20 protein-coding genes are annotated in these 18,676 nt (G+C 39.4%); 5 read left to right on the top strand and 15 right to left on the bottom strand.

Features of this window, described 5'->3' with window-relative positions; all coding sequences use genetic code 11:
- Nucleotides 1-46: 46 nt before the first annotated feature.
- From ABMB67_RS17090 to ABMB67_RS17025, 14 genes are all read right to left on the bottom strand, one after another.
- Entirely contained in the window at nucleotides 47-304 is a 258-nt protein-coding gene (locus ABMB67_RS17090) for a hypothetical protein (protein ID WP_354572821.1), read from the bottom strand.
- 257 nt (nucleotides 305-561) lie between these two features.
- Nucleotides 562-1,356, bottom strand: a complete 795-nt coding sequence (locus ABMB67_RS17085; RefSeq protein ID WP_354572820.1) for a creatininase family protein — start codon at nucleotides 1,354-1,356, stop codon at nucleotides 562-564.
- A gap of 93 nt (nucleotides 1,357-1,449) precedes the next feature.
- A complete protein-coding gene (gene dat, locus ABMB67_RS17080; RefSeq protein WP_354572819.1) occupies nucleotides 1,450-2,289 on the bottom strand; it encodes a D-amino-acid transaminase in 840 nt (279 codons plus the stop codon).
- An 84-nt stretch (nucleotides 2,290-2,373) separates the two neighbouring features.
- Nucleotides 2,374-3,975, bottom strand: coding sequence for an N-acyl-D-amino-acid deacylase family protein (locus ABMB67_RS17075; protein WP_354572818.1), 1,602 nt, complete (start codon nucleotides 3,973-3,975; stop codon nucleotides 2,374-2,376).
- 160 nt (nucleotides 3,976-4,135) lie between these two features.
- The gene (locus ABMB67_RS17070) at nucleotides 4,136-5,365 is read right to left on the bottom strand and encodes a threonine synthase (RefSeq protein WP_354572817.1); all 1,230 of its coding nucleotides are present in this window, start codon (nucleotides 5,363-5,365) and stop codon (nucleotides 4,136-4,138) included.
- Between the two features lie 61 nt (nucleotides 5,366-5,426).
- The gene (locus ABMB67_RS17065; RefSeq protein ID WP_354572816.1) at nucleotides 5,427-7,004 is read right to left on the bottom strand and encodes an N-acyl-D-amino-acid deacylase family protein; all 1,578 of its coding nucleotides are present in this window, start codon (nucleotides 7,002-7,004) and stop codon (nucleotides 5,427-5,429) included.
- A 69-nt stretch (nucleotides 7,005-7,073) separates the two neighbouring features.
- Nucleotides 7,074-8,354, bottom strand: a complete 1,281-nt coding sequence (locus ABMB67_RS17060) for a TRAP transporter large permease (RefSeq protein ID WP_354572815.1) — start codon at nucleotides 8,352-8,354, stop codon at nucleotides 7,074-7,076.
- A gap of 11 nt (nucleotides 8,355-8,365) precedes the next feature.
- On the bottom strand, nucleotides 8,366-8,866 hold the full coding sequence (locus ABMB67_RS17055) for a TRAP transporter small permease (protein ID WP_354572826.1): 501 nt from the start codon (nucleotides 8,864-8,866) through the stop codon (nucleotides 8,366-8,368).
- A 72-nt stretch (nucleotides 8,867-8,938) separates the two neighbouring features.
- On the bottom strand, nucleotides 8,939-9,985 hold the full coding sequence (locus ABMB67_RS17050; protein WP_354572814.1) for a DctP family TRAP transporter solute-binding subunit: 1,047 nt from the start codon (nucleotides 9,983-9,985) through the stop codon (nucleotides 8,939-8,941).
- A gap of 78 nt (nucleotides 9,986-10,063) precedes the next feature.
- Entirely contained in the window at nucleotides 10,064-11,164 is a 1,101-nt protein-coding gene (locus tag ABMB67_RS17045; RefSeq protein ID WP_354572813.1) for an alanine racemase, read from the bottom strand.
- Nucleotides 11,165-11,204: 40 nt separating this feature from the next.
- On the bottom strand, nucleotides 11,205-11,672 hold the full coding sequence (locus tag ABMB67_RS17040; protein ID WP_354572812.1) for a RidA family protein: 468 nt from the start codon (nucleotides 11,670-11,672) through the stop codon (nucleotides 11,205-11,207).
- A gap of 100 nt (nucleotides 11,673-11,772) precedes the next feature.
- The gene (locus ABMB67_RS17035) at nucleotides 11,773-12,234 is read right to left on the bottom strand and encodes a RidA family protein (protein WP_354572811.1); all 462 of its coding nucleotides are present in this window, start codon (nucleotides 12,232-12,234) and stop codon (nucleotides 11,773-11,775) included.
- A 246-nt stretch (nucleotides 12,235-12,480) separates the two neighbouring features.
- Nucleotides 12,481-13,116 carry a helix-turn-helix transcriptional regulator gene (locus ABMB67_RS17030; RefSeq protein ID WP_354572810.1) on the bottom strand — a complete coding sequence of 212 codons (636 nt, stop codon included), beginning with the start codon at nucleotides 13,114-13,116 and terminating at the stop codon, nucleotides 12,481-12,483.
- Between the two features lie 196 nt (nucleotides 13,117-13,312).
- Nucleotides 13,313-14,290, bottom strand: coding sequence for an aldo/keto reductase (locus ABMB67_RS17025; RefSeq protein ID WP_354572809.1), 978 nt, complete (start codon nucleotides 14,288-14,290; stop codon nucleotides 13,313-13,315).
- A 176-nt stretch (nucleotides 14,291-14,466) separates the two neighbouring features.
- Here ABMB67_RS17025 and ABMB67_RS17020 point away from each other — a divergent pair, with 176 nt between their 5' ends.
- Together ABMB67_RS17020 and ABMB67_RS17015 are read left to right on the top strand one after the other, a co-directional pair.
- The gene (locus tag ABMB67_RS17020; RefSeq protein WP_251221833.1) at nucleotides 14,467-14,910 is read left to right on the top strand and encodes a hypothetical protein; all 444 of its coding nucleotides are present in this window, start codon (nucleotides 14,467-14,469) and stop codon (nucleotides 14,908-14,910) included.
- A gap of 76 nt (nucleotides 14,911-14,986) precedes the next feature.
- The gene (locus ABMB67_RS17015) at nucleotides 14,987-15,175 is read left to right on the top strand and encodes a hypothetical protein (protein ID WP_251221832.1); all 189 of its coding nucleotides are present in this window, start codon (nucleotides 14,987-14,989) and stop codon (nucleotides 15,173-15,175) included.
- A gap of 75 nt (nucleotides 15,176-15,250) precedes the next feature.
- Here the strand turns inward: ABMB67_RS17015 and ABMB67_RS17010 are convergent, their stop codons facing one another.
- Nucleotides 15,251-16,369, bottom strand: a complete 1,119-nt coding sequence (locus tag ABMB67_RS17010; RefSeq protein ID WP_354572808.1) for a hypothetical protein — start codon at nucleotides 16,367-16,369, stop codon at nucleotides 15,251-15,253.
- Nucleotides 16,370-16,548: 179 nt separating this feature from the next.
- Here ABMB67_RS17010 and ABMB67_RS17005 point away from each other — a divergent pair, with 179 nt between their 5' ends.
- The 3 genes from ABMB67_RS17005 to ABMB67_RS16995 all read left to right on the top strand — a co-directional run bounded on the left by ABMB67_RS17005 (nucleotide 16,549) and on the right by ABMB67_RS16995 (nucleotide 18,594).
- On the top strand, nucleotides 16,549-16,713 hold the full coding sequence (locus ABMB67_RS17005) for a hypothetical protein (RefSeq protein ID WP_251191947.1): 165 nt from the start codon (nucleotides 16,549-16,551) through the stop codon (nucleotides 16,711-16,713).
- A gap of 194 nt (nucleotides 16,714-16,907) precedes the next feature.
- Nucleotides 16,908-17,534 carry a YitT family protein gene (locus ABMB67_RS17000; protein ID WP_251221817.1) on the top strand — a complete coding sequence of 209 codons (627 nt, stop codon included), beginning with the start codon at nucleotides 16,908-16,910 and terminating at the stop codon, nucleotides 17,532-17,534.
- A 94-nt stretch (nucleotides 17,535-17,628) separates the two neighbouring features.
- Complete coding sequence (locus tag ABMB67_RS16995; RefSeq protein ID WP_354572807.1) at nucleotides 17,629-18,594, top strand: tripartite tricarboxylate transporter substrate binding protein; 966 nt, start codon at nucleotides 17,629-17,631, stop codon at nucleotides 18,592-18,594.
- Nucleotides 18,595-18,676 lie beyond the last annotated feature (82 nt).

Here is an 18,676-nt window from a genome sequence, read left to right as displayed (position 1 = left end):
ACAAAGAATCATTACTCAATCGTTAAAAAAGGATGTTGGCAAGTAGCTACATTTTTAACTGCCAAATCATACATTTCCTACTTGCCAAATACACCCTCAGAGAATCAAATCCAGCATTGGCCGTATAATGAGTCATGCCGGCGTCCATCGCCGCTTTGGCGGCTTCACGAATATGTATCGGGGTCGTAACATTCGGCTCCCCTATTTCAAGATGAATCGCGCCCTCTATTTTTGATGCCGCTGTCATAATTTCCCTTACCCCGTGGCGCGGAATGTTCAATCCTACCTGTGATATGTTATGCATCAGTTACCTCCAGAAATTTTCTTTTTAACTAGTATGATTGACCCTTTTTGGGACTGTCAATTAAAACTTTTCAATCCCTATTCTACCTACCTCCTACCCTCGCCACCCTCTCAGTTCGCTCTATGACTCATATTGATCGTTTTAATATTATAATAATTGAGTATTCTTAGTTTGCCTAATCAAAAGAAGTCACTCTTCTAAGGAGAGTGACTCACTTTCAAACCCAACGAATTAAAAATCTTTTCCCAGCCAATTTTTTATTGTTTCATGATATTTTCCCAATCCCATTTTCTGAAATCTTCGATGAAATTTACAATCTCTTTGCATATCAGATCAAACAACTCTTCTCCTCTTTCTTTGGAGGCCATACTTGGCGCCCCAATCGTACCATCATCACTTATCTCTGAAAAATCAAAAGCAGTAAAGACCTTTCCACTGTATGTTAAGTCATTACTAATATATTTAGTCGTAGGTCTCCAGACATCGTCTTTGATATACTCTTTATGAACAAGCTTCTCGGATAAATATAACATCAAGGCTGTTTCCATCTCACAGCCATGATTAACGCCACCCAAATTGGACTTTCTCCAATCATCAATATATTCTCTAACAAAATCCCAGTAAGAAGCTGTCACAGTTCGAATGTTATGAGAAAAAGTCATATTTGCAACCATGCTTTTTAATAGGTTAGCATTACCTCCATGACCATTTAGTAATATTATATTGCGAAAACCATGGTGCCATAAACTTTCACAAATATCTTGAATCAGCATATTAAATGTATCCATTTTTAATGTAATACTTCCCTCAAACCGCATGTGATGAGGGGAAAAACCTGTCCATACAGTGGGAGTGGTAACAACAGGAAAGTCAAAATCTTCACAACGTTTACACACTTCCTCGGCGATAAATGAGACTAACCTCGTATCAGTGTCTAAAGGAAGATGATGACCATGCTGTTCAAACGCTGCAGTAGGAACTATTACAATTGCATTCTTTTCAACTAATTCCTTTGCGTCCTTCCATCTTTTTTCACCTAGTTTAACTGACATTGAAAGCCTCCTAAGAGTGAACTGTAAATATATAATCAAAAATACTACTTAAATTTATAATAGTGACGAGCTTAACAAAGCATTTTTACTTTATTAATTTATCAGCCTGTTAAACTTTCTTTGTAAATATTCTGTAATTCGTCCTGGTTCACCTTTACCGAGAACTGTTTCTTCAATTTTATTTATGGGGACAATATCTATAAAAGTTCCTGTTAAAAAACCTTCGTCCGCCTGTAAAAGTTGTTGTTTATCAAACTTTTCTTCTACTACCTTTATTCCTTCTTCTTTACAAAGGTCAATCACCGTACTCCTTGTAATTCCGTTCAATATAAAATTATCAGCTGGATGAGTGTATACTATCTGATTTTTTATTATAAACACATTTGTTGCCGTACCCTCTGTAACAACATTTTCACGGTGTAGTATTGATTCATAACAGGAATTATCAATTGCTTTTTGTTTTGCCAACACACTTCCTAACAAATTTAATGTTTTCACATCACATCTTAACCAGCGGATATCTTCAGTTAATAGACAATTTACTCCTTTCTCCTGAATCTCTATTGGACGTTCCATTTCTCTTGTATATGCTATCACTACCGGCAAAGCTTCTAGCTGTGAGAATTGGTGAGCACGTGGAGCAACTCCTCGGCTCACTTGAACATAGACGATGCCATCGTTTATTCCATTCAAAGCAATTAATTTTTCTAAGTTTGCTTCCAAACCTTCAAGAATATTTCCTAAAGTTATTCTTAGTTCCTTAGCACTTCTTTCAAGGCGCTTTAAGTGCTCAGCCATTTTAAAAGTTTTTGTATTGTAAACGCCAATAACTTCATATATCCCATCTCCGAATTGATAGCCCCGGTCTTCTAAATCTATCTTTACTTCTTTTCTGGATACAATTTCATTATTAAATAAGACTGTTTGTACCATATATCTCTCCTTTAAAAACCTGACCTGAGTTACTCTCTAATGTTCTATATAGCCGTACCTTTCAAACTACCGAAATCCGAAACCTTAGGACCTGTTTGAAAAGCTCAAGAGATGATTACCAGGATATTTACCTGTTACCTTTCCAGTTTTCACCACTTCTTCACCATTAACATAGACAAATTTAATTCCTTTTGGAAATAAACGTGGTTTTTCAAAGGTGGCTAAGTCTCTAATTTCATTTTGCGTAAAAACAACTAAATCAGAAAAATACCCTTCACGAATGTATCCCCGTTTACTTAAATTAAATCTCTCTGCGGGTAATGAAGTCATTTTTCTAATCCCTTCTTCTAAAGAGAACAATTTTTTCTCTCTGGAATAATGACTAAGCACTCTAGGAAATGTACCATAATGTCGGGGATGAATAATTTTAGAATCCAATGGTAATCCATCTGATCCTATCATGGACCATTTCCATCTCAATGCTTCCTGAACATCCTCTTCGGACATTTGAAAAAGAATAATACTAGCTTTCCCCTCTTCTTCCTCTATAAGTTGAAGCAAGCATTCATCCAATGGATCATTTCTTTCCTCTGCTATTTGACTTAAGCTCATTCCCTCAAATACTAAATTTGAATTACTTTGCAATCCACAGACTCGAATTCGCTCATAACCAATGCCTAGAAGGTTATTCTCCATTTGTCCCCAAGGTTTTTTAAAGTCCATTTTAATTTGTTCTCTAAACTCAACGTCTTGAAGTCTGCAAAGGAATTGTTGAGTCCCACCTTCCAAAGCCCATAATGGAACTAGAGACATGATTGTTGTACTTCCAGCTGGATATGGGTAGACATCACAAGTAATATCTACTCCTGTGGAACGCTTTTTTTCAAGCTTCTCGATGATTGTTGGTATCTTGCCAAAGTTTTTTAAACCTACCGACTTCAAGTGACTAATATGAAGAGAGACTTCCGCTTCCTTTCCAATATCAAAAAACTCATCCATAGATTCATTGAGACTATTCCCTTCACTTCGCAAGTGACAATTGAGAATTCCACCGTATTTCCCGACAACCTTCGCTAATGCCACCAATTCCTCTTTGTCTGCATAGCTTCCTGGCGCATACATAAGTCCCAACGATAATCCAACTGCCCCTGCTTCCATAGCCTGAACGACTAATTGCTCCATTAGACCAATCTCTTCTTTTGTAGCTACTCTTCTGTTAAACCCCATTACTGCAGATCTGACAGCTCCATGTGCAATTTGACAAACTGTGTTAACTGTCTTTGATGCTTTAGTTAAACGCTCAACATACTCCTCAAAACTTTTCCAATCCCAATTGCCACGGAATTTTCCCAACACAGGTTCAGAATAATTTCGTAAAAGTTCCAAGTCTTCACCTACCGGAGCACAGCCGTGTCCACAATTACCTAATACTGTTGTCGTTACCCCTTGGAATAGTTTTGGTAAATGGTCTGAATCCTGTAAAATTGCCAAATCATCGTGTGTGTGCGCGTCTATAAATCCCGGGCTGATACTCGCACCTTCTACATCAATTGTCACCAAACTCTCTTCTTCTATTGAAGGAGAAACTTTTATAATTTTATTATTTTTTATTGCAACCGCTCCACTGTAAGATGGCTTCCCACTCCCGTCAATTATCCTCCCATTTGTCAGCAGTAAATCATGCATACTGGATATCCTCCAAGCAAAAAAGTTGTCATAATACCCCTCAACTCTTTAGTAATATAGTTAATTGTTTAACATCGACTTATAGACAACTACATACCATTCCCAACATTCATACTATAAAGGTCCAAAATTGATTAGACATTTTTTAGTTTTAAGAAGTTCAGAGAAAGGCATTTAAATCACTTATATCATTTATATAGTGTAAACCGTTCTCCATTTCTTGGTATATTTTCATGTCTTTAAATCCATGTCCAGTGATTAAACACGCTACCCGACTAGAAGAATTAATCGCTCCTTTTTCACATAATTTTCTGAACCCGGCCAATGATGCGGCACCCGTAGGCTCTGCAAATATACCCTCGAATTGAGATAAATCTCGCATTGCTTTTTTTATTTCTTCATCTGTAACCGAAACAGCACTGCCTTTACTATCCCTTATTAATTTCAAGGTATATGTTCCATCTTTTTCATATCCGATTAGAGGATCCGAAATACCTGAGGCTATCGTATTGGACTCGCCCCATGCTGTAACAACTTCTTTATTATTTTCAAAGGCAGATACTATAGGGGCGCATCCTTCAGCCTGCACTCCAATAAGTTTTGGCATGGTCGCTCCAATGTTACCCAATGATTGCACTAATTCATTGTAACCTTGGTATACTCCTTTCAATAAAGGACCCGAACCAATAGGAATAAATATATAATCCGGAACTTCCCCTTTCAATTGGTTATTCAATTCAAAAGCCACTGTTTTTAAGGCATCTGTTCCATAAGGATTAAGATACGTGGTACTAACATTGCACAAATTATGCCTTTCTGACAATTCCTTCGCTAATTTGTAAGAGTTACTATAATGTCCTTTAACGAGTAGAACAGTAGCGCCATACGCCAATATTTGTATTACCTTTTCTTTAGGAGTACTTTGAGGGGCTAATATTACTGCATCAATCCCGCTTTTTGCTGCATATGCAGCAGCAGAAGCTCCAGCATTCCCACTTGACGCACAAACTATCTTATTATACCCAAATTCCTTTGCCTTGCTTATGGCTACACTAACCAACCTATCTTTAAAAGAGCCAGTTGGATTAACCGTTTCATCTTTAAAATACAGTTCACCTTTAAAAAAATTTAATTCACTCTTATACCTTTTAGAAAAATGAAGTGGTGTTCCTCCTTCATACAAACTAATAATATTGTCGTCATCCCCAATTGATAACCTATCTGAATATCTCCACATAGTATTTACTTTATTCATCTCAAGATGTTCTTTATTCAAATCATTAAGATCTTTTTTTTCATAGAATACTTCCAATATTCCATCGCATTTATTACATGAATAGATCATTATAGGCGGATAGGTTTCAGCGCAATTTACACACTTCAGCTTCATACTATAGTCTCCTTCTTCACCTCTATTGATTAAATGAGCAGTTACTTATTATTAATGGCATTCAATACTTAAGGACTTTGCCGATCCCTTTACTAACAACTGCTCCATTTTTTACTGTTAATTGTCCATTAACGATTACGTAATTTATTCCAATCGGTTCCTGAAGAGGGTCTTCGAATGTAGCCTTATCTTCTATCTTCTCTGGATCAAATATAACAATGTCGGCATAGTATCCCTTGTGAAGAAGCCCTCTATCTTTTAACCTTAGTAATTGTGCAGCTTTTCCTGTCATACTATGAATAGCTTCGGATAAAGATATTATTTCTAGTTCTCTTACATATCGTCGCAAAACTCGGGGGAAAGAACCGTATAATCTAGGATGTGGTTTCCCGCCAAATATTCCGTCGGAACCTACGATATACCACGGACTTTTCATTGCCTTTACAATATCAAGCTCTCTCCCCCAATGAAGTACCATTGTCGCATTTCCTTCTTCTTCTAGTAATAAATCCATAGCGGTATCTGCTGGATCCTTATTTAGGATATTTGATATTTCTACAATAGTTTTTCCTTCATAAGATTTATTTTTCTCAGTTCCAGTTGCTGAAATAATTATATTTTCCCACCCACAACTGTATATTGGATTTTCATAGTCGGTTTTATTTAAGAAATCAGATTTAATTTTTTCTCGTGACTCTGGGTCTTTAAGTCTAGTAAGCATTTCTTCAGTTCCTCCTGCATGAACCCAAGGAGGAAGAATAGAATGGAAGACCGTCGATGCAGCTGTGTAAGGATATTGATCAAAAGTTACTTCGATTCCTTCAGAACGAGCTAAATCCATCTTTTGTAAAGCTATTTCATACTTGTAACTATTTTTTAAACCTACACTTTTAAAATGTGAAATATGCAGTCTAACCCCAGTCTGCCTTGCTACATCAATGACTTCCTCGAGAGAGTCGAGCAGAGTGGTACTTTCATTTCGAATATGCACAACAAAACACCCATCGTATTTTGCTGCCCCTTTGCAAATTTCTATAAGTTCTTCCTTATTTGAATATGAATTCGGTGGATAAATCAAACCCGTAGAAACACCGTATGCTCCTTGTCGCATGCCTTCTTCAACAAGTTCTCGCATTCTAATCATTTCATCTTTAGTACTCTCTCGACCCTCAAAGCCCATCGTAAGAGTTCTCACAGCCCCATGTGGTACTAAATAAGCAACGTTTCCTAAAAGTTGGCTATTTTCTAAAAATGTTAAGTACTCTTCAATAGTATTCCATTCCCAATCGCCTATTGTACCGTTTAACCCCTCTAATTGTTTTTGCCACAAGGGCTTTGTTTTCTCTGATACAGGTGCAACTGAAATCCCATCTTGTCCTAAAAGCTCAGTAGTAACCCCCTGTAAAACTTTTATCTTATGCACATCAGGCTTTGTACATAATAAATCAGAGTGTACATGAGTATCGATGAATCCAGGCGAAACCGCTAAACCTTCTGCTTCAATTTCTGTAGTAGCAGATTCGTTTTCAAATTTCCCCATATTTACTATCCTTCCATCCTTAATAGCGATGTCCAATTTGGTCCAAGGATTTCCAGTTCCATCAAATATTTTTCCATTTCGTATAATAATATCGTACATAACTAACACTCCTTTTTTAATCGATAGATAGCAGCTTTCAATTCAAACCCCTTCATTCAACCTACCTAGTTAACCTAAAAACCTTACGAGTCCTGTAGATAGAAGTGGCAGGAAAATAATTACCAGATATACTATAACCATTGTTAACAAAAACGGTAACATCGACTTTGTTAAGCTTTCAATTGAAATACCCGAAATGCCCGAAGCAACAAATAAATTAACTCCAACAGGTGGCGTCATCATTCCAAATACTGCTCCGATAATCAAAATGATTCCAAAATGAATCGGATCAACACCTAAAGGAGTGACTACAGGTATTAAAATTGGAGTCAAAATTATCACGAGAGAAAGTGCTTCCATAAATGTCCCTAAAACTATCATTATCCCTGCAATCAAAATTAATATAATATAAGGTGATTCTGATATACTTAAAAGTGCTTCGCTTAATACTTGAGGAACTTGTTGAAGGGTAAATACACGTCCAAGTGTAGTTGCGGTACTTAAAATAATTAACACTGACCCTGTAATAACTCCTGAGTCAATTAAAACTTTTGGTATGTCTCTCCATTTCAACTCTTTATAAACAAATAGACCAATAATTAGACCATAGACTACAGCAATAACACCCGATTCAGTTGGTGTAAATATACCACTATATATTCCACCTAAAATAATTACGGGAGCCAATAAAGCCCACTTCGCTTCCCAAAATGTTCTTAAAATTTCAGTAAATGATATTGGTGTTCCATCTCCAGATATTCCTGATTTTTTTGCAATCATAAATACAGCTAAGCATATAAAAATAATGACGACTATCCCAGGAGCAATTCCAGCTATAAACATATCCGAGACTGATACATCTGCTATAACGGCATATACAATCATAGTTATAGATGGAGGAATTATTACTCCCAACCCTCCTGCAGTAGCAGTTATCGAAGAAGCAAACCCCTTGGAATATCCATGTTTTATCATCATTGGTATCATGATCGTACCTATCGCTGCGACCGTAGCAGGACTGGATCCACTAATTGCTGCGAAGAAACCACAAGCTATTACCGTCACCATACCAAATCCACCTGTTACATTTCCGACAATACTTTTTGCAAAGTCAATCAACCTTCTTGATAAACCACCAGATTCCATTAGAACACCTGTTAAAATGAAAAACGGGACTGCCATAATGGCATAATTATTCAAAGCAGTAAATGCTCCTTGGCCTAACAATTCAGTTGGTATCCCACCAATTAACAGTCCAATAAACGTACTAATACCAATAGAGAATGCAATTGGTACTCCTAGGATAAGAGAAACCGCTAAAGCAATAAGAATGATCCAAACAATCTCCATCAATCCACCTCCTAAGTCGTTGTTTCTACTGAAGAAGCACTATCGTCATGTTCTTTATGTTTAATCTTTCTAATAATTTGCTGTAAAATCCGAAAAGACATCAATGTAAAACAAATCGGCACTACAGCGTATATATAACCCATCACAATTTTTAATACAGGTGATTGTTGTCCTGAGGCAAGAACAGTCATTGTTGCAAGGTAGCTTAACCTAATCATTAAGATAGTAAAAGCAAGCCAAATTATATCGGCAAGAATATTGATTGTTTTTTTTGCTTTTGCAGGTAGAATTTGGACTAATCCTTCAGTTCGAAGATGTTTATTTCTTTTCACTGCAACAATTGCAGAAAAATAGACAAAGGTAATAAATGTATACCTGGCTGTTTCTTCACTCCAGTGTAGAGACACTTGTAATATATATCGAAAGATAACTTGCAGAAGGACCACAACAACTAATAATGCAAATAAAATAAACGTAATCCATTCTTCAAAGTTCTCGTCTAACTTCCTCATCCATTTCAATTTTTTTCCTCCTTTTTAATACGAATGGGGAAAGATGAGTGCAAAACACTCACCTTCCTGAGCCTAATTTTGAGCATCTTCAACTGCTTGATAAAATCTATCTACAAATTCTTTGCCAATTGCTTCAGAAAATTTCTCAACAACTGGTTGAGTTAGCTCTCGCATTCTATCAAATTCCGAATCATCTAGCTCAGTAATTACCACACCGGACTCCTCGACCTCTTGTAACTGCGCCGCATTTTGTTCCCTCATAACTCTTTTCGCTTCTTCATTACCGCTTTTGATTGCTTTATCTACTAATTGCTGTTCCTCTTCTGAAAGCTTACCCCAAAATATTTCACTGACTAAGAAAATAGACGGTCCATAATGATGGTTGGTGATCGTTAGATAATCTTGCACCTCATAAAATTTCGCTGAATGAATATTGGCAATTGGATTTTGTTGTCCATCTACCACCCCTTGCTGCATCGCTGTAAATAATTCAGACCAAGGCATTGGTGTTGGGTTTGCTCCTAATGCTCTCAATGTATCCACTTGAATTTCATTTTCAATTGTACGAATTGTCAAACCTTCCAAATCTTCAAGGGTTTTTACCTCATGTGAACTATTGGTTAGCAGGAAAAAACCTTGCTCCCAATAGTCCATACCCATAACCCCCTGCCCTTGTTCTTGTAACTGATCTAGAATCTCACGCCCCGCTGGGCCCGCTAGTACTTCATCAGCGACCTCCTCATTTGGAAATAAAAATGGGAAATTAAATATTTCAAATTCAGGGACAAAATTCGAAACAACGCCTGCAGCAGGAATTGTCGCGTCTAGAGTTCCCATTTGAAGCCCCTCAATCATTTCTCTGTCATCCCCAACAGTTGCATTAAGGAAGAATTGAACATCGAACCTATCTCCGCCCTCTTCTTCAAGTACTTCTTTCAATTTAACTAATCCTTGATAATGTGGATGCGATTCATTATTCCCCGTTCCGATACGAAACTCTATCTTTTCCGTTGCATCCGCATCTTGACTACCGTTTGATGAATCTGTATTTTCACTTGAACAACCAACTATTAATAAAACAATAAGTAAACTTGTTAATAACCCTAGGAACTTGTTCATGTCATTACCCCCAATTAGTTTATTTAAAGGTCCTTACTGTAATAGATCCCAAAACGCATATTATCAAATATCATTTAACTACCTATTCTTTCCGCGTCCTTCAATCGAAATTGTTCGTTCAAGATTTCCATTTCTAAAACCATAAATTTCGTCTGTTAAATTAATAACGGGACAAATATGATTTGGAATGATTTCGACTAGATCTCCAACTCGTAAGCTTGTTTTTCCTCCCTGTACTTTGATAATTCCATGTTCTTCTGATAAACGGTCAATTACGAGATTTTCATGTCCCTTTATTAAGCCATGACCACCTCCTTTGTATAAGTCAGAAGATAATGTTTTACTACCAGCATCAATAAGTAAACGATCATCACTTGGATGAGAAACTACAGTTGCTATAACAGAAACTGCACAATCATTTTCCTTTGCTCCTCCTGCTCCCATCACATAGCGGTCATTAAACACATACATCCCAGGTCGAGCCTCTGTAATAAAAGGAATCTCTTTTAGCATTCTAGCTGTTGCACTTGCCCCAATACTTAGTTCATCGATATAAATTCCTTTTTGCTCTAAATCCATCTTAGTTTCATAGAGTATTGTCGCATCTTCAATCGCGACTCTTTTTACTCCTTCGTCGTTATTTTCCGCATAAGCATGTCCACTGTGACTCATCAGCCCTTTTATACTAATAAAAGGTAATTTTGCAATTTCTAATATAGATGCCACGCTTTCTTTAGCTGAACGCCCCATTCTTCCTAAACCAGTATCAACATCAATATAAACAGGTATCTTCTTCTTAATGTTTTCTCCTACTGCATTTATTCCTTTTGCAACTGTCCAATCATCCAAAGCAACAGTTAAATTTGCCTTTTGCAAAAGATCATTGAATCTTTTCAGTTTATTTTTTCCAATAATAGGAAAGGCAATTAAAATATCATCAATTCCAGCATTAGCCATCACCTCAGCCTCACCAAGCTTTGCAGTTGTAATACCACTGGCCCCAGCCTCAATCTGCAATTTGGCGATAAATGGGCTTTTATGAGTTTTAGTGTGCGGACGTAACTTTACACCCGCTTCTTTGGATAAATTCGCTAACCATTGAATATTTCTTTCCATTATCTCCATGTCTAAAGCTATCAAAGGAGTATCAGTCAATAAATCCTGATTTTTTATATCCATCTTTCAACCTCATTTTTTAGTTTCAAGATTCAAAACTTGTTTATTCATCATCAACTTGCACAATCATCTCAATTTCAATAGGAGTATTAAACGGGAGTTCATTGCTTCCAATAGCGGAGCGAGCATGTTTTCCTTTTTCACCAAATACTTGTTCCAACAAATCCGATGCGCCGTTCATTACATAAGGCTGCTCTACAAATCCATCTGAACTGTTAACAAAGCCAAGTAACTTAACAACCTTATTTACTCTTTCCAGGTCCCCTAAATAATTATTAAGAACAGATAAAGCGTTGATAATAACTTGTCGAGCTGCCTCTTGTCCTTGTTCAATTGTTAATTCCTCTCCAAGCTTACCTTCCATAATCAGCTCTCCGTTTTTTCTACAATCTAACCCCGATAAGTAAAGTAAGTTACCTATTTGATTTACAGATACATAACTGAACTTTGGACTTGATGGATTTGATAACTCGATTCCTAATTCTTTTAATCGTTTTTGAATCGTTGACATAAAATCACCTCAATGACTTCGTTTAAATATCTTTGTTCATTCTGACAGTTGGATATTTTTATTAAAAATTTAAAATCATCAGAATGTTATATTCTGTACTTTACTTTTTCAATTCGACAATTAACTCTATTTCAACTGGTGTTCCCATTGGTAACGATGCTACGCCAACAGCTGCTCTAGCGTGTCGATTCTCTTCTCCGAATATTTCATTAAGTAAATTTGTAGCTGCATTAATAACCTGCGGTTGATCAGTAAATGTCTTTTCCGATGCTACGTAACCATTTACTTTAATAACTTTGTTAACTCTATTCAGATCTCCTATCATACCTTTTAAAGCTCCAAGTAAGTTTAGAATACATATTTCTGCCGCTTCTTCGGCTTCTTGCAAGGTAACTGAGGAACCAACCACCCCGGTATATTTCATTTCACCTCCTATTAAGCATGTTTGTCCTGATAAAAAAACTAGGTTATCTACCTTTACCCCTGAAGCAAATGGAAGGTGGTCATCTGAAATTTCAGGTAATTCAATCTTTAAATCTACTAATCTCTTTTCAAAGTCCATTTCTGTTCTCTCCTTGTTTACTTAATTTCTGAAACCATCATAAAAATTAAATGAGTCTCCAGCAATACATTTGTCAGATTTCCTGCCCGAGAAAATAAATAATTTTTATACAAACTAAAAATTATTTATTTTTATTATAAGTTGTTATTTTGAATTGTCAAACATTTTTTTAAAGCGCTTTCAATTTTATTCTTTAAATGCTGAAAAGAGGGTTCCCGAAAGAAACCCTCTTTTGAATAATTAAATTCACGAGCGTATATCATCCAAATAATTATACAAAGTGAATTTTGAAATATCAAAAAATTTACAGACCTTATCGCCTGCTTTTTTGACTAAAAATGCACCTCTCTTATCTAAAAACTCTATTGCCTGCATTTTCTCTTCTTTAGACATATGGGATACCGGCTTGCCGATTTCATTTTGACATTCCTGCAATAAAAAATCGAGCAATTCATTCACATCGTTGACAAACACCTCTTTCACTTCCTGATCTGTATCACGTAACGTCAGTGACTTAATTGCATTTTCCGCCATCATAAAATCGGAAATATCAAAATTTATGCAAATAGAACCAATCGTCTCCTGTTTATTGTTACGCAAATAAATCGTAGTTGATCTTAATAATTTCCCATCCTTTGTCTGCGTCAGATAATTATAGCGATCTCCTTCTTTCACTGTGCCTCTTAACACTTCCAAGCCTAAATTGCTTCCCGGATCCCCAACCTTTCTTCCTGTGACATGACCATTTTCAATCGCCACAATTGTACTGTCGTAATCTCCTGTTAAATCATGCAAAACCACTTCACAACGATTACCGAACTGCGCTGCAATTCCACGAATTAGCGATGTCAAAAATTCAAAATCATCTCTAACATTTTCCAATTTACAACCACGTCACTCTCTATTAATAGATTATAATTTTTTTTATTTATTTATTATAAAATTTATTTAGGTTTATTTCAATATCAATGTCAAAAAGGGATATGCCTGAAAGGTGAATTCTCCTTTTTAGCATATCCCTAATACAGCGAAAGTGAGCAAAACAAGCAGCTGTCTCATTTAAAACATTTTATTAAAGCTACCCCTTTCGAATAACCCCTTCCTCCGACCGATCAGTAGCCGGAGCCGGTGCGGGAGACAATTGCGAAATTTCATTGCGTTGCTCTTCCGTCAATTGAATGGTTAAGGCATCGAGAGAAGGTTCGAGCTGTTCGAGATTACGCGCACCGATAATCGGCGCGGTCACTGCCGGGTGGGACATGACCCAGGCTACGGCGAGAGAGGCGGGGGCGACGCCGTGATCGTTTGCATACTCATCGAAGCGGTTGGCGATGTCGAAATAGCTCTTTTCCCCGTAACGGATTCGGTAATTATCCTGCTCGACGAGGCGTCCGCTTCCACTTTGATTGCGGTATTTTCCGGTTAAAAGGCCGCCCCCCAACGGACTGTAGGTGATAACACCCATTTGCTCAGATTGGGCCAACGGTAAAATTTCAACCTCGGCCTGTCGTTTTACAAGATTATACATCGGTTGAATACATTCAAAGCGGGCCAAATGCTCTTTGGCCGACACCCCTAACGCTTTTGCAATCTGCCAGGCCGCCCAGTTGCTGACGGCAGGGTATAGGATTTTCCCTTGACGTTGCAGGTCATCCATCGCTGACAGCGTTTCTTCAATTGGCGTATCGGGATCAAAGGCATGAACAAAATAAAATTCAATCCGGTCCGTTTTTAAACGTCGCAAACTGTCTTCGATCGCCATCGTAATATGGCGGCGCGACAAGCCTCTGTTGTTTACCCCTTTTTTTACAGCACCGTTCACCTTCGTTGTTAAAATCAGCTCGTCGCGGCTGCCTTCTATACAACGTCCAAGAATCTCCTCCGCCGCGCCACCATTATAGACATTGGCGCAATCAAAAAAATTAATTCCTGCTTCACGACAGCGGTTAAACATTGCCTTCGACGTTTCTTCATCGGCAACACCGCCAAATGACATCGTGCCAAAACATAAGCTTGAGACTTTAATCCCCGTTCTGCCAATTGTTTGATATTCCATCAGCTTCACCTCTCCTTATTTACAGCACTTTATGCAATTTCATTATACCTTAAATGTAAAGGGTTACAAGCAATTACTTGCAGCTTTCTCGCGTTTTAGGATTAAGAAAATGATAAATCGGTTATATCTACTTCAAGAAACGAAAAAGAAAGAATCGCAGTGAAGGAGGCAGGAAGATGAAACTTGTAGCCGTAAATGAATATACCGTCCATAGACAGCATGAGACAACCGGGCACCCACGACAAGTCAGCATTCGATCGATGAAGCCGAAAAAGGAATTTGAAGAAGAATATTTCGCCAATATTCCACCCGAGGAGCGAGAGGCATTCCACATTACGAAATCCCAGATGAATCTCTTTTGTGTCTACACCGTCATCTGTACCGAAACGGCGGAAAACAAACGGGAGTCATTCCGGCAACGAGCCATCCGTGACCAGTTTTCCAAACGGGAAGCGTCTTTTTATACGGTCGAAGAGGTGATCAATCATCAACTTTCCACTTCCGACCTTATTTATGTATTCGGTTTCGGGTTGCTGACTGAACAAAATCTTGACGCCTTCAAAATGAAATACAATCGAATTCGCGCCAACTTTTTGAACCCGCATTCTGAGCTTGTTTAGCACTTACCCGAATGAGGCGGCGAAGTTTAACGTATTTTGAAATCCGGGTATAGGAATAAAAAGGAGGTGATTGGTTATGAGACAACCGAATAAGCACCTGTTCTACAGCCTTGTTTATTTCATCGCCGCCCTCGCCTGCGGGATCAGCTCGTATTTAAATGAAAATGTCTTCCGCATTTTCTTCACTGTGCTTTGCGGGGTTCTCCTTATCCTTTCTATCCTCTCCTTAATCAAATACCGCATGAACCGTCCGCGCCAAATATAACAAGCCACATTAAGCGGGCAGAAAGCGGCTTCCGTCCTGCTCGCTCTATTTTGAACTGGGCGTGCGGCACGCTGTTTAAGAGGCCTTGTCCGCTGCTTCTCTTTTTCCACCCTGCTCAATTTGCCCGACATCATCTCGAAGCTGTTCAAATAGCGCGCGGACACCGCGCCACCAATTTTCATCCTCTGCGTATTTTCGATTAATCCACTGAATCGGATCAAACCCGGCCGGTCTATTTTCACTCAAATTAACGACAGTTCTTGCCGCTATTTCGCTTGATTCTTTCACGTCTGTATTAAAATCCTCCCAGCTATGAAACACATTAAACGGATTATTGGCGATTGTCTCCGCTCGTTCATGAGTTCGCGGGACAAACCCCTGCTCCTGACCAGTGATCGCAAACAAAAGCAGCGGATGGACATTAAACTCTTGCGCCGTTTGCAAAATCGCCGAGAAATAAGGTTCATCCGCCAGCAGCGAGTCACGCCCCGTAAGCCATTCATGCAACATTTTTTCGTCGATCAGCTGAAATTGCAGAGTCGCCGGCAAAGCATTAGGTGGACCTATCGCTGCCGCTTCCCCTAAAGGCTGCTCCGCGGCGAGCTCCTCCCGTTTAAGCTGGTGAGAAACGTCCGCTGCTTCCTCCTTCAAAAATGGTGATGAAAAAAGATAGAAAGCGAGCAATAGCCCTGCTATCACGGAACAAATGGAAGCCAGCATCTTCGGATGAAGCTTCTTTGGCCTTTTCTTTTCACTGAAAGGCAGAGCTGGCAACTCCTCACTGGCTGCTGCAGCCTCTTCAGTAAAAGGTTCACCTAACAGTTCTTTTACAAAGCTCTCCAGATGTTCGTCCTGGATATCTGTTTTTTCTTTTAACCATTGGAGAAGCACAAGTTTGGAGTCAGTGAGCGGAACGACTTCAAGACTCGCTTCAAAAATATGTAACGCATTAAGCTGAAAGGATGTAGCTGACATGTGGCGTTGCAGCAAGCGCGATCGAATAAGCATTTTAGCTTCTTCATCATAATCTGGAAGGGATTGCTCTATCATTTGCTGGAGAGCTTTTGCAAAAACCCGTGCCCTCTGCTGAGAAGAGTATTGAGGATACTTCTTGTGGATGTATTGTTTTACATGTTGAATAATCGCCGCGTTCATAATCTCTTTTTTTTCCAATGCTTCAGAAATTCGCTTCATCTATCTCAACCATTTCTTTGCCTTTTAATCGGACAACCGCAATAGAACATATACTACTGTCTAGTATAATCGATCACCGGCAAATCGACTACTATTCTATCCAAAACATTTTCCCCTTCTCTCCCCTTGCGCCGCATTGGAATCCTGCTATATTATCAGTAGGAAAGGAGTTATCGCTCATGAAAAACATTCCCCCATTAAGCATCGGCTTGTTTCTCGCAGCCGTGCTTTGGATCAGCGGCGGTTTTGTCGCCGGGTCCTCTTCCTGGCTGTTTATCATCGTCGGGATTATCAACCTTGGCATAGCTGCCTGGATTTATCTGCGCAGCCGCCCGGTTGAATAAAATTAGTGTTGGCTTCAATCATCATTACACAAAAAAGCAAAACCTGCTTTCATACTCATCCACATTTCGTACTATTCTTTGCGTTTCACACATAAATTGATAGAGCCAGTCCAAAAAACGTAAAGGATGTTTTGTTATGGAACGACTTCGCTCTATCTCGATTGATCAGTTTTGTAGGAAGAATGATCGTACGGATGAGTAACGTGAAAATATATAGCCTCGTGGCATGTGGAGGGATGCTGCAAGGTGTGGCGATGAGTATCTTTTTGTTTCCTCATGCGGTTCCCTCCGGCGGTGCGGGTGGCCTGGCGGTTTTATTGCATTATTGGTTTCATTTTCCTTTAAGCTTTGCCCTTTGGTTTGTTAATTTTTCGATGCTTGTCGTCGCGATTAAGTGGCTCGGCAATGCCAGTACAATCGGAACGATGTTTAGTATCTCCATCACCTCCTTGACGATGTACATTCTAGAAAATACGATGACATGGCAATCTCCGACAGGCAACGTCTGGCTTGATCTGTTCTTCGGTTCCTTGCTGCTTGGCTGCGGGGTCGGGCTTTTGCTGCGGCAAAATGTATCCAACGGTGGGATGGGAGTTCTCGCGCTCATTATTGCTAATCATCGCAATATTCCTCCGGGCAAACCACTGCTTTTGCTGAACGGTTCGATCTTTATTCTGACTGCTTCGATCATCGATTGGCTGATTATCATTCAGGCGATCGTATCTCAAGGATTATCGACAAGAGTCGTTGATCTTATTTATAATATCCGGCTGCCGGCTACAACTAAGCCGCTTTCACCGGCCCTGCGGAAAAAAAGATAAAACCATCAGGGAAATATAAGGAAAGACAACTTGTAAAACGGAGCGACGACGCATACTTATCAATGATGAAATCATCGATAAAGGATGTGTAGTGATGACGTGGAACAAGCTACTCCTGTCTCTTTTTTTCTGCGCCGGGCTTCTTTTCGCAGCCGGCTGTTCAGAAGAATCGACTTCTGATTTTCCAAATAAGAGCATCCAGCTTGTTGTTTCCTTTTCACCCGGGGCAGCGACTGATACTCAGGCTCGATTAATTGCTAAATATGCAAACGACTATGTAGGACAAGAGCTCGTCATCGTCAATAAACCGGGCGGCGGCGGGCAGGTTGGCTGGAATTATTTCTCTACCGTCGAACCGGATGGCTACACGTTAGCGGTCTATAATCTCCCCCACATTATCACCCAGCCGCTCGTTGGCCAGACTTCCTTTGATGCCGGCACGTTTGAACCGCTTGTGAATTGGGGTGGCGATCCAACCGTTTTTGCGGTGAGAAACGACGGCTCTTTTTCCAGCCTCGACGATTTGATCAATAAGGCAGAAGCCGCTCCCGGACAAATTACGGTCGGCAATGCCGGGAAGTTCGTTGGTCAGCATTTAGCTATTTTGCTGTTGGAACAGGCTGCGGGCATTGACGTGGAAGATGTGCCATTCCAGGGAGCCGCTGATGCAATTGCGTCGTTATTAGGTGAGCATACCGATGTGGTCGCCGGGAATTTATCCGATATTTACCGCCTCGGTGATGACGTCTTGCCACTGGCGATCGCCACAGAAGAACGCCATCCATTCGCACCCGATATTCCGACCTTTAAAGAGTTGGGCTTCCCTGACGTCATCATGAGCACAGATCGTGGCATCGCCGCCAGGGCAGGCACACCGCCTGAGATTATCGCGGCGCTTGAGGAAGCTTTTTTGCAGCTCTTACAGGATGAACAATTCTTGAAGGAAATGGAAACAGCCGGAGCTGACATTCTGATTATGGATCGCAACGAGGTTCTTGCGGATATGGAGAAAAGAACAGGTGAGTACACTGAGCTGCTTGAGCGGATTACTATCGAGTAACAATCACGTAACTCAATAATGGCTCCGGCGTTGCTTCGAGACACCCACTCGCAGCTAGGCTTTCAAGCTCATTACGAAAAAG

It is taken from the genome of Halalkalibacter oceani, assembly GCF_040544555.1.
GTDB classification, from domain to species: Bacteria; Bacillota; Bacilli; order Bacillales; family Bacillaceae_D; genus Halalkalibacter; species Halalkalibacter oceani.
The sequence above is the reverse complement of the archived record's forward strand: the minus strand, read 5'-3'. Positions and strand labels throughout refer to the sequence as shown.

What these genes read in the sequence shown, in the direction of transcription:
- ABMB67_RS17020 (WP_251221833.1), top strand. Translation starts at nt 14,467, where the DNA reads ATGAAACTTGTAGCCGTAAATGAATATACCGTCCATAGACAGCATGAG.
- ABMB67_RS17045 (WP_354572813.1), bottom strand. Translation starts at nt 11,164, where the DNA reads ATGGATATAAAAAATCAGGATTTATTGACTGATACTCCTTTGATAGCT.
- ABMB67_RS17035 (WP_354572811.1), bottom strand. Translation starts at nt 12,234, where the DNA reads ATGGACTTTGAAAAGAGATTAGTAGATTTAAAGATTGAATTACCTGAA.
- ABMB67_RS17040 (WP_354572812.1), bottom strand. Translation starts at nt 11,672, where the DNA reads ATGTCAACGATTCAAAAACGATTAAAAGAATTAGGAATCGAGTTATCA.
- ABMB67_RS17015 (WP_251221832.1), top strand. Translation starts at nt 14,987, where the DNA reads ATGAGACAACCGAATAAGCACCTGTTCTACAGCCTTGTTTATTTCATC.
- ABMB67_RS17005 (WP_251191947.1), top strand. Translation starts at nt 16,549, where the DNA reads ATGAAAAACATTCCCCCATTAAGCATCGGCTTGTTTCTCGCAGCCGTG.
- ABMB67_RS17070 (WP_354572817.1), bottom strand. Translation starts at nt 5,365, where the DNA reads ATGAAGCTGAAGTGTGTAAATTGCGCTGAAACCTATCCGCCTATAATG.
- ABMB67_RS17000 (WP_251221817.1), top strand. Translation starts at nt 16,908, where the DNA reads ATGAGTAACGTGAAAATATATAGCCTCGTGGCATGTGGAGGGATGCTG.
- ABMB67_RS17065 (WP_354572816.1), bottom strand. Translation starts at nt 7,004, where the DNA reads ATGTACGATATTATTATACGAAATGGAAAAATATTTGATGGAACTGGA.
- ABMB67_RS17010 (WP_354572808.1), bottom strand. Translation starts at nt 16,369, where the DNA reads ATGAAGCGAATTTCTGAAGCATTGGAAAAAAAAGAGATTATGAACGCG.
- ABMB67_RS17050 (WP_354572814.1), bottom strand. Translation starts at nt 9,985, where the DNA reads ATGAACAAGTTCCTAGGGTTATTAACAAGTTTACTTATTGTTTTATTA.
- ABMB67_RS16995 (WP_354572807.1), top strand. Translation starts at nt 17,629, where the DNA reads ATGACGTGGAACAAGCTACTCCTGTCTCTTTTTTTCTGCGCCGGGCTT.
- ABMB67_RS17075 (WP_354572818.1), bottom strand. Translation starts at nt 3,975, where the DNA reads ATGCATGATTTACTGCTGACAAATGGGAGGATAATTGACGGGAGTGGG.
- ABMB67_RS17025 (WP_354572809.1), bottom strand. Translation starts at nt 14,290, where the DNA reads ATGGAATATCAAACAATTGGCAGAACGGGGATTAAAGTCTCAAGCTTA.
- ABMB67_RS17060 (WP_354572815.1), bottom strand. Translation starts at nt 8,354, where the DNA reads ATGGAGATTGTTTGGATCATTCTTATTGCTTTAGCGGTTTCTCTTATC.
- ABMB67_RS17090 (WP_354572821.1), bottom strand. Translation starts at nt 304, where the DNA reads ATGCATAACATATCACAGGTAGGATTGAACATTCCGCGCCACGGGGTA.
- ABMB67_RS17055 (WP_354572826.1), bottom strand. Translation starts at nt 8,866, where the DNA reads ATGAGGAAGTTAGACGAGAACTTTGAAGAATGGATTACGTTTATTTTA.
- dat (WP_354572819.1), bottom strand. Translation starts at nt 2,289, where the DNA reads ATGGTACAAACAGTCTTATTTAATAATGAAATTGTATCCAGAAAAGAA.
- ABMB67_RS17085 (WP_354572820.1), bottom strand. Translation starts at nt 1,356, where the DNA reads ATGTCAGTTAAACTAGGTGAAAAAAGATGGAAGGACGCAAAGGAATTA.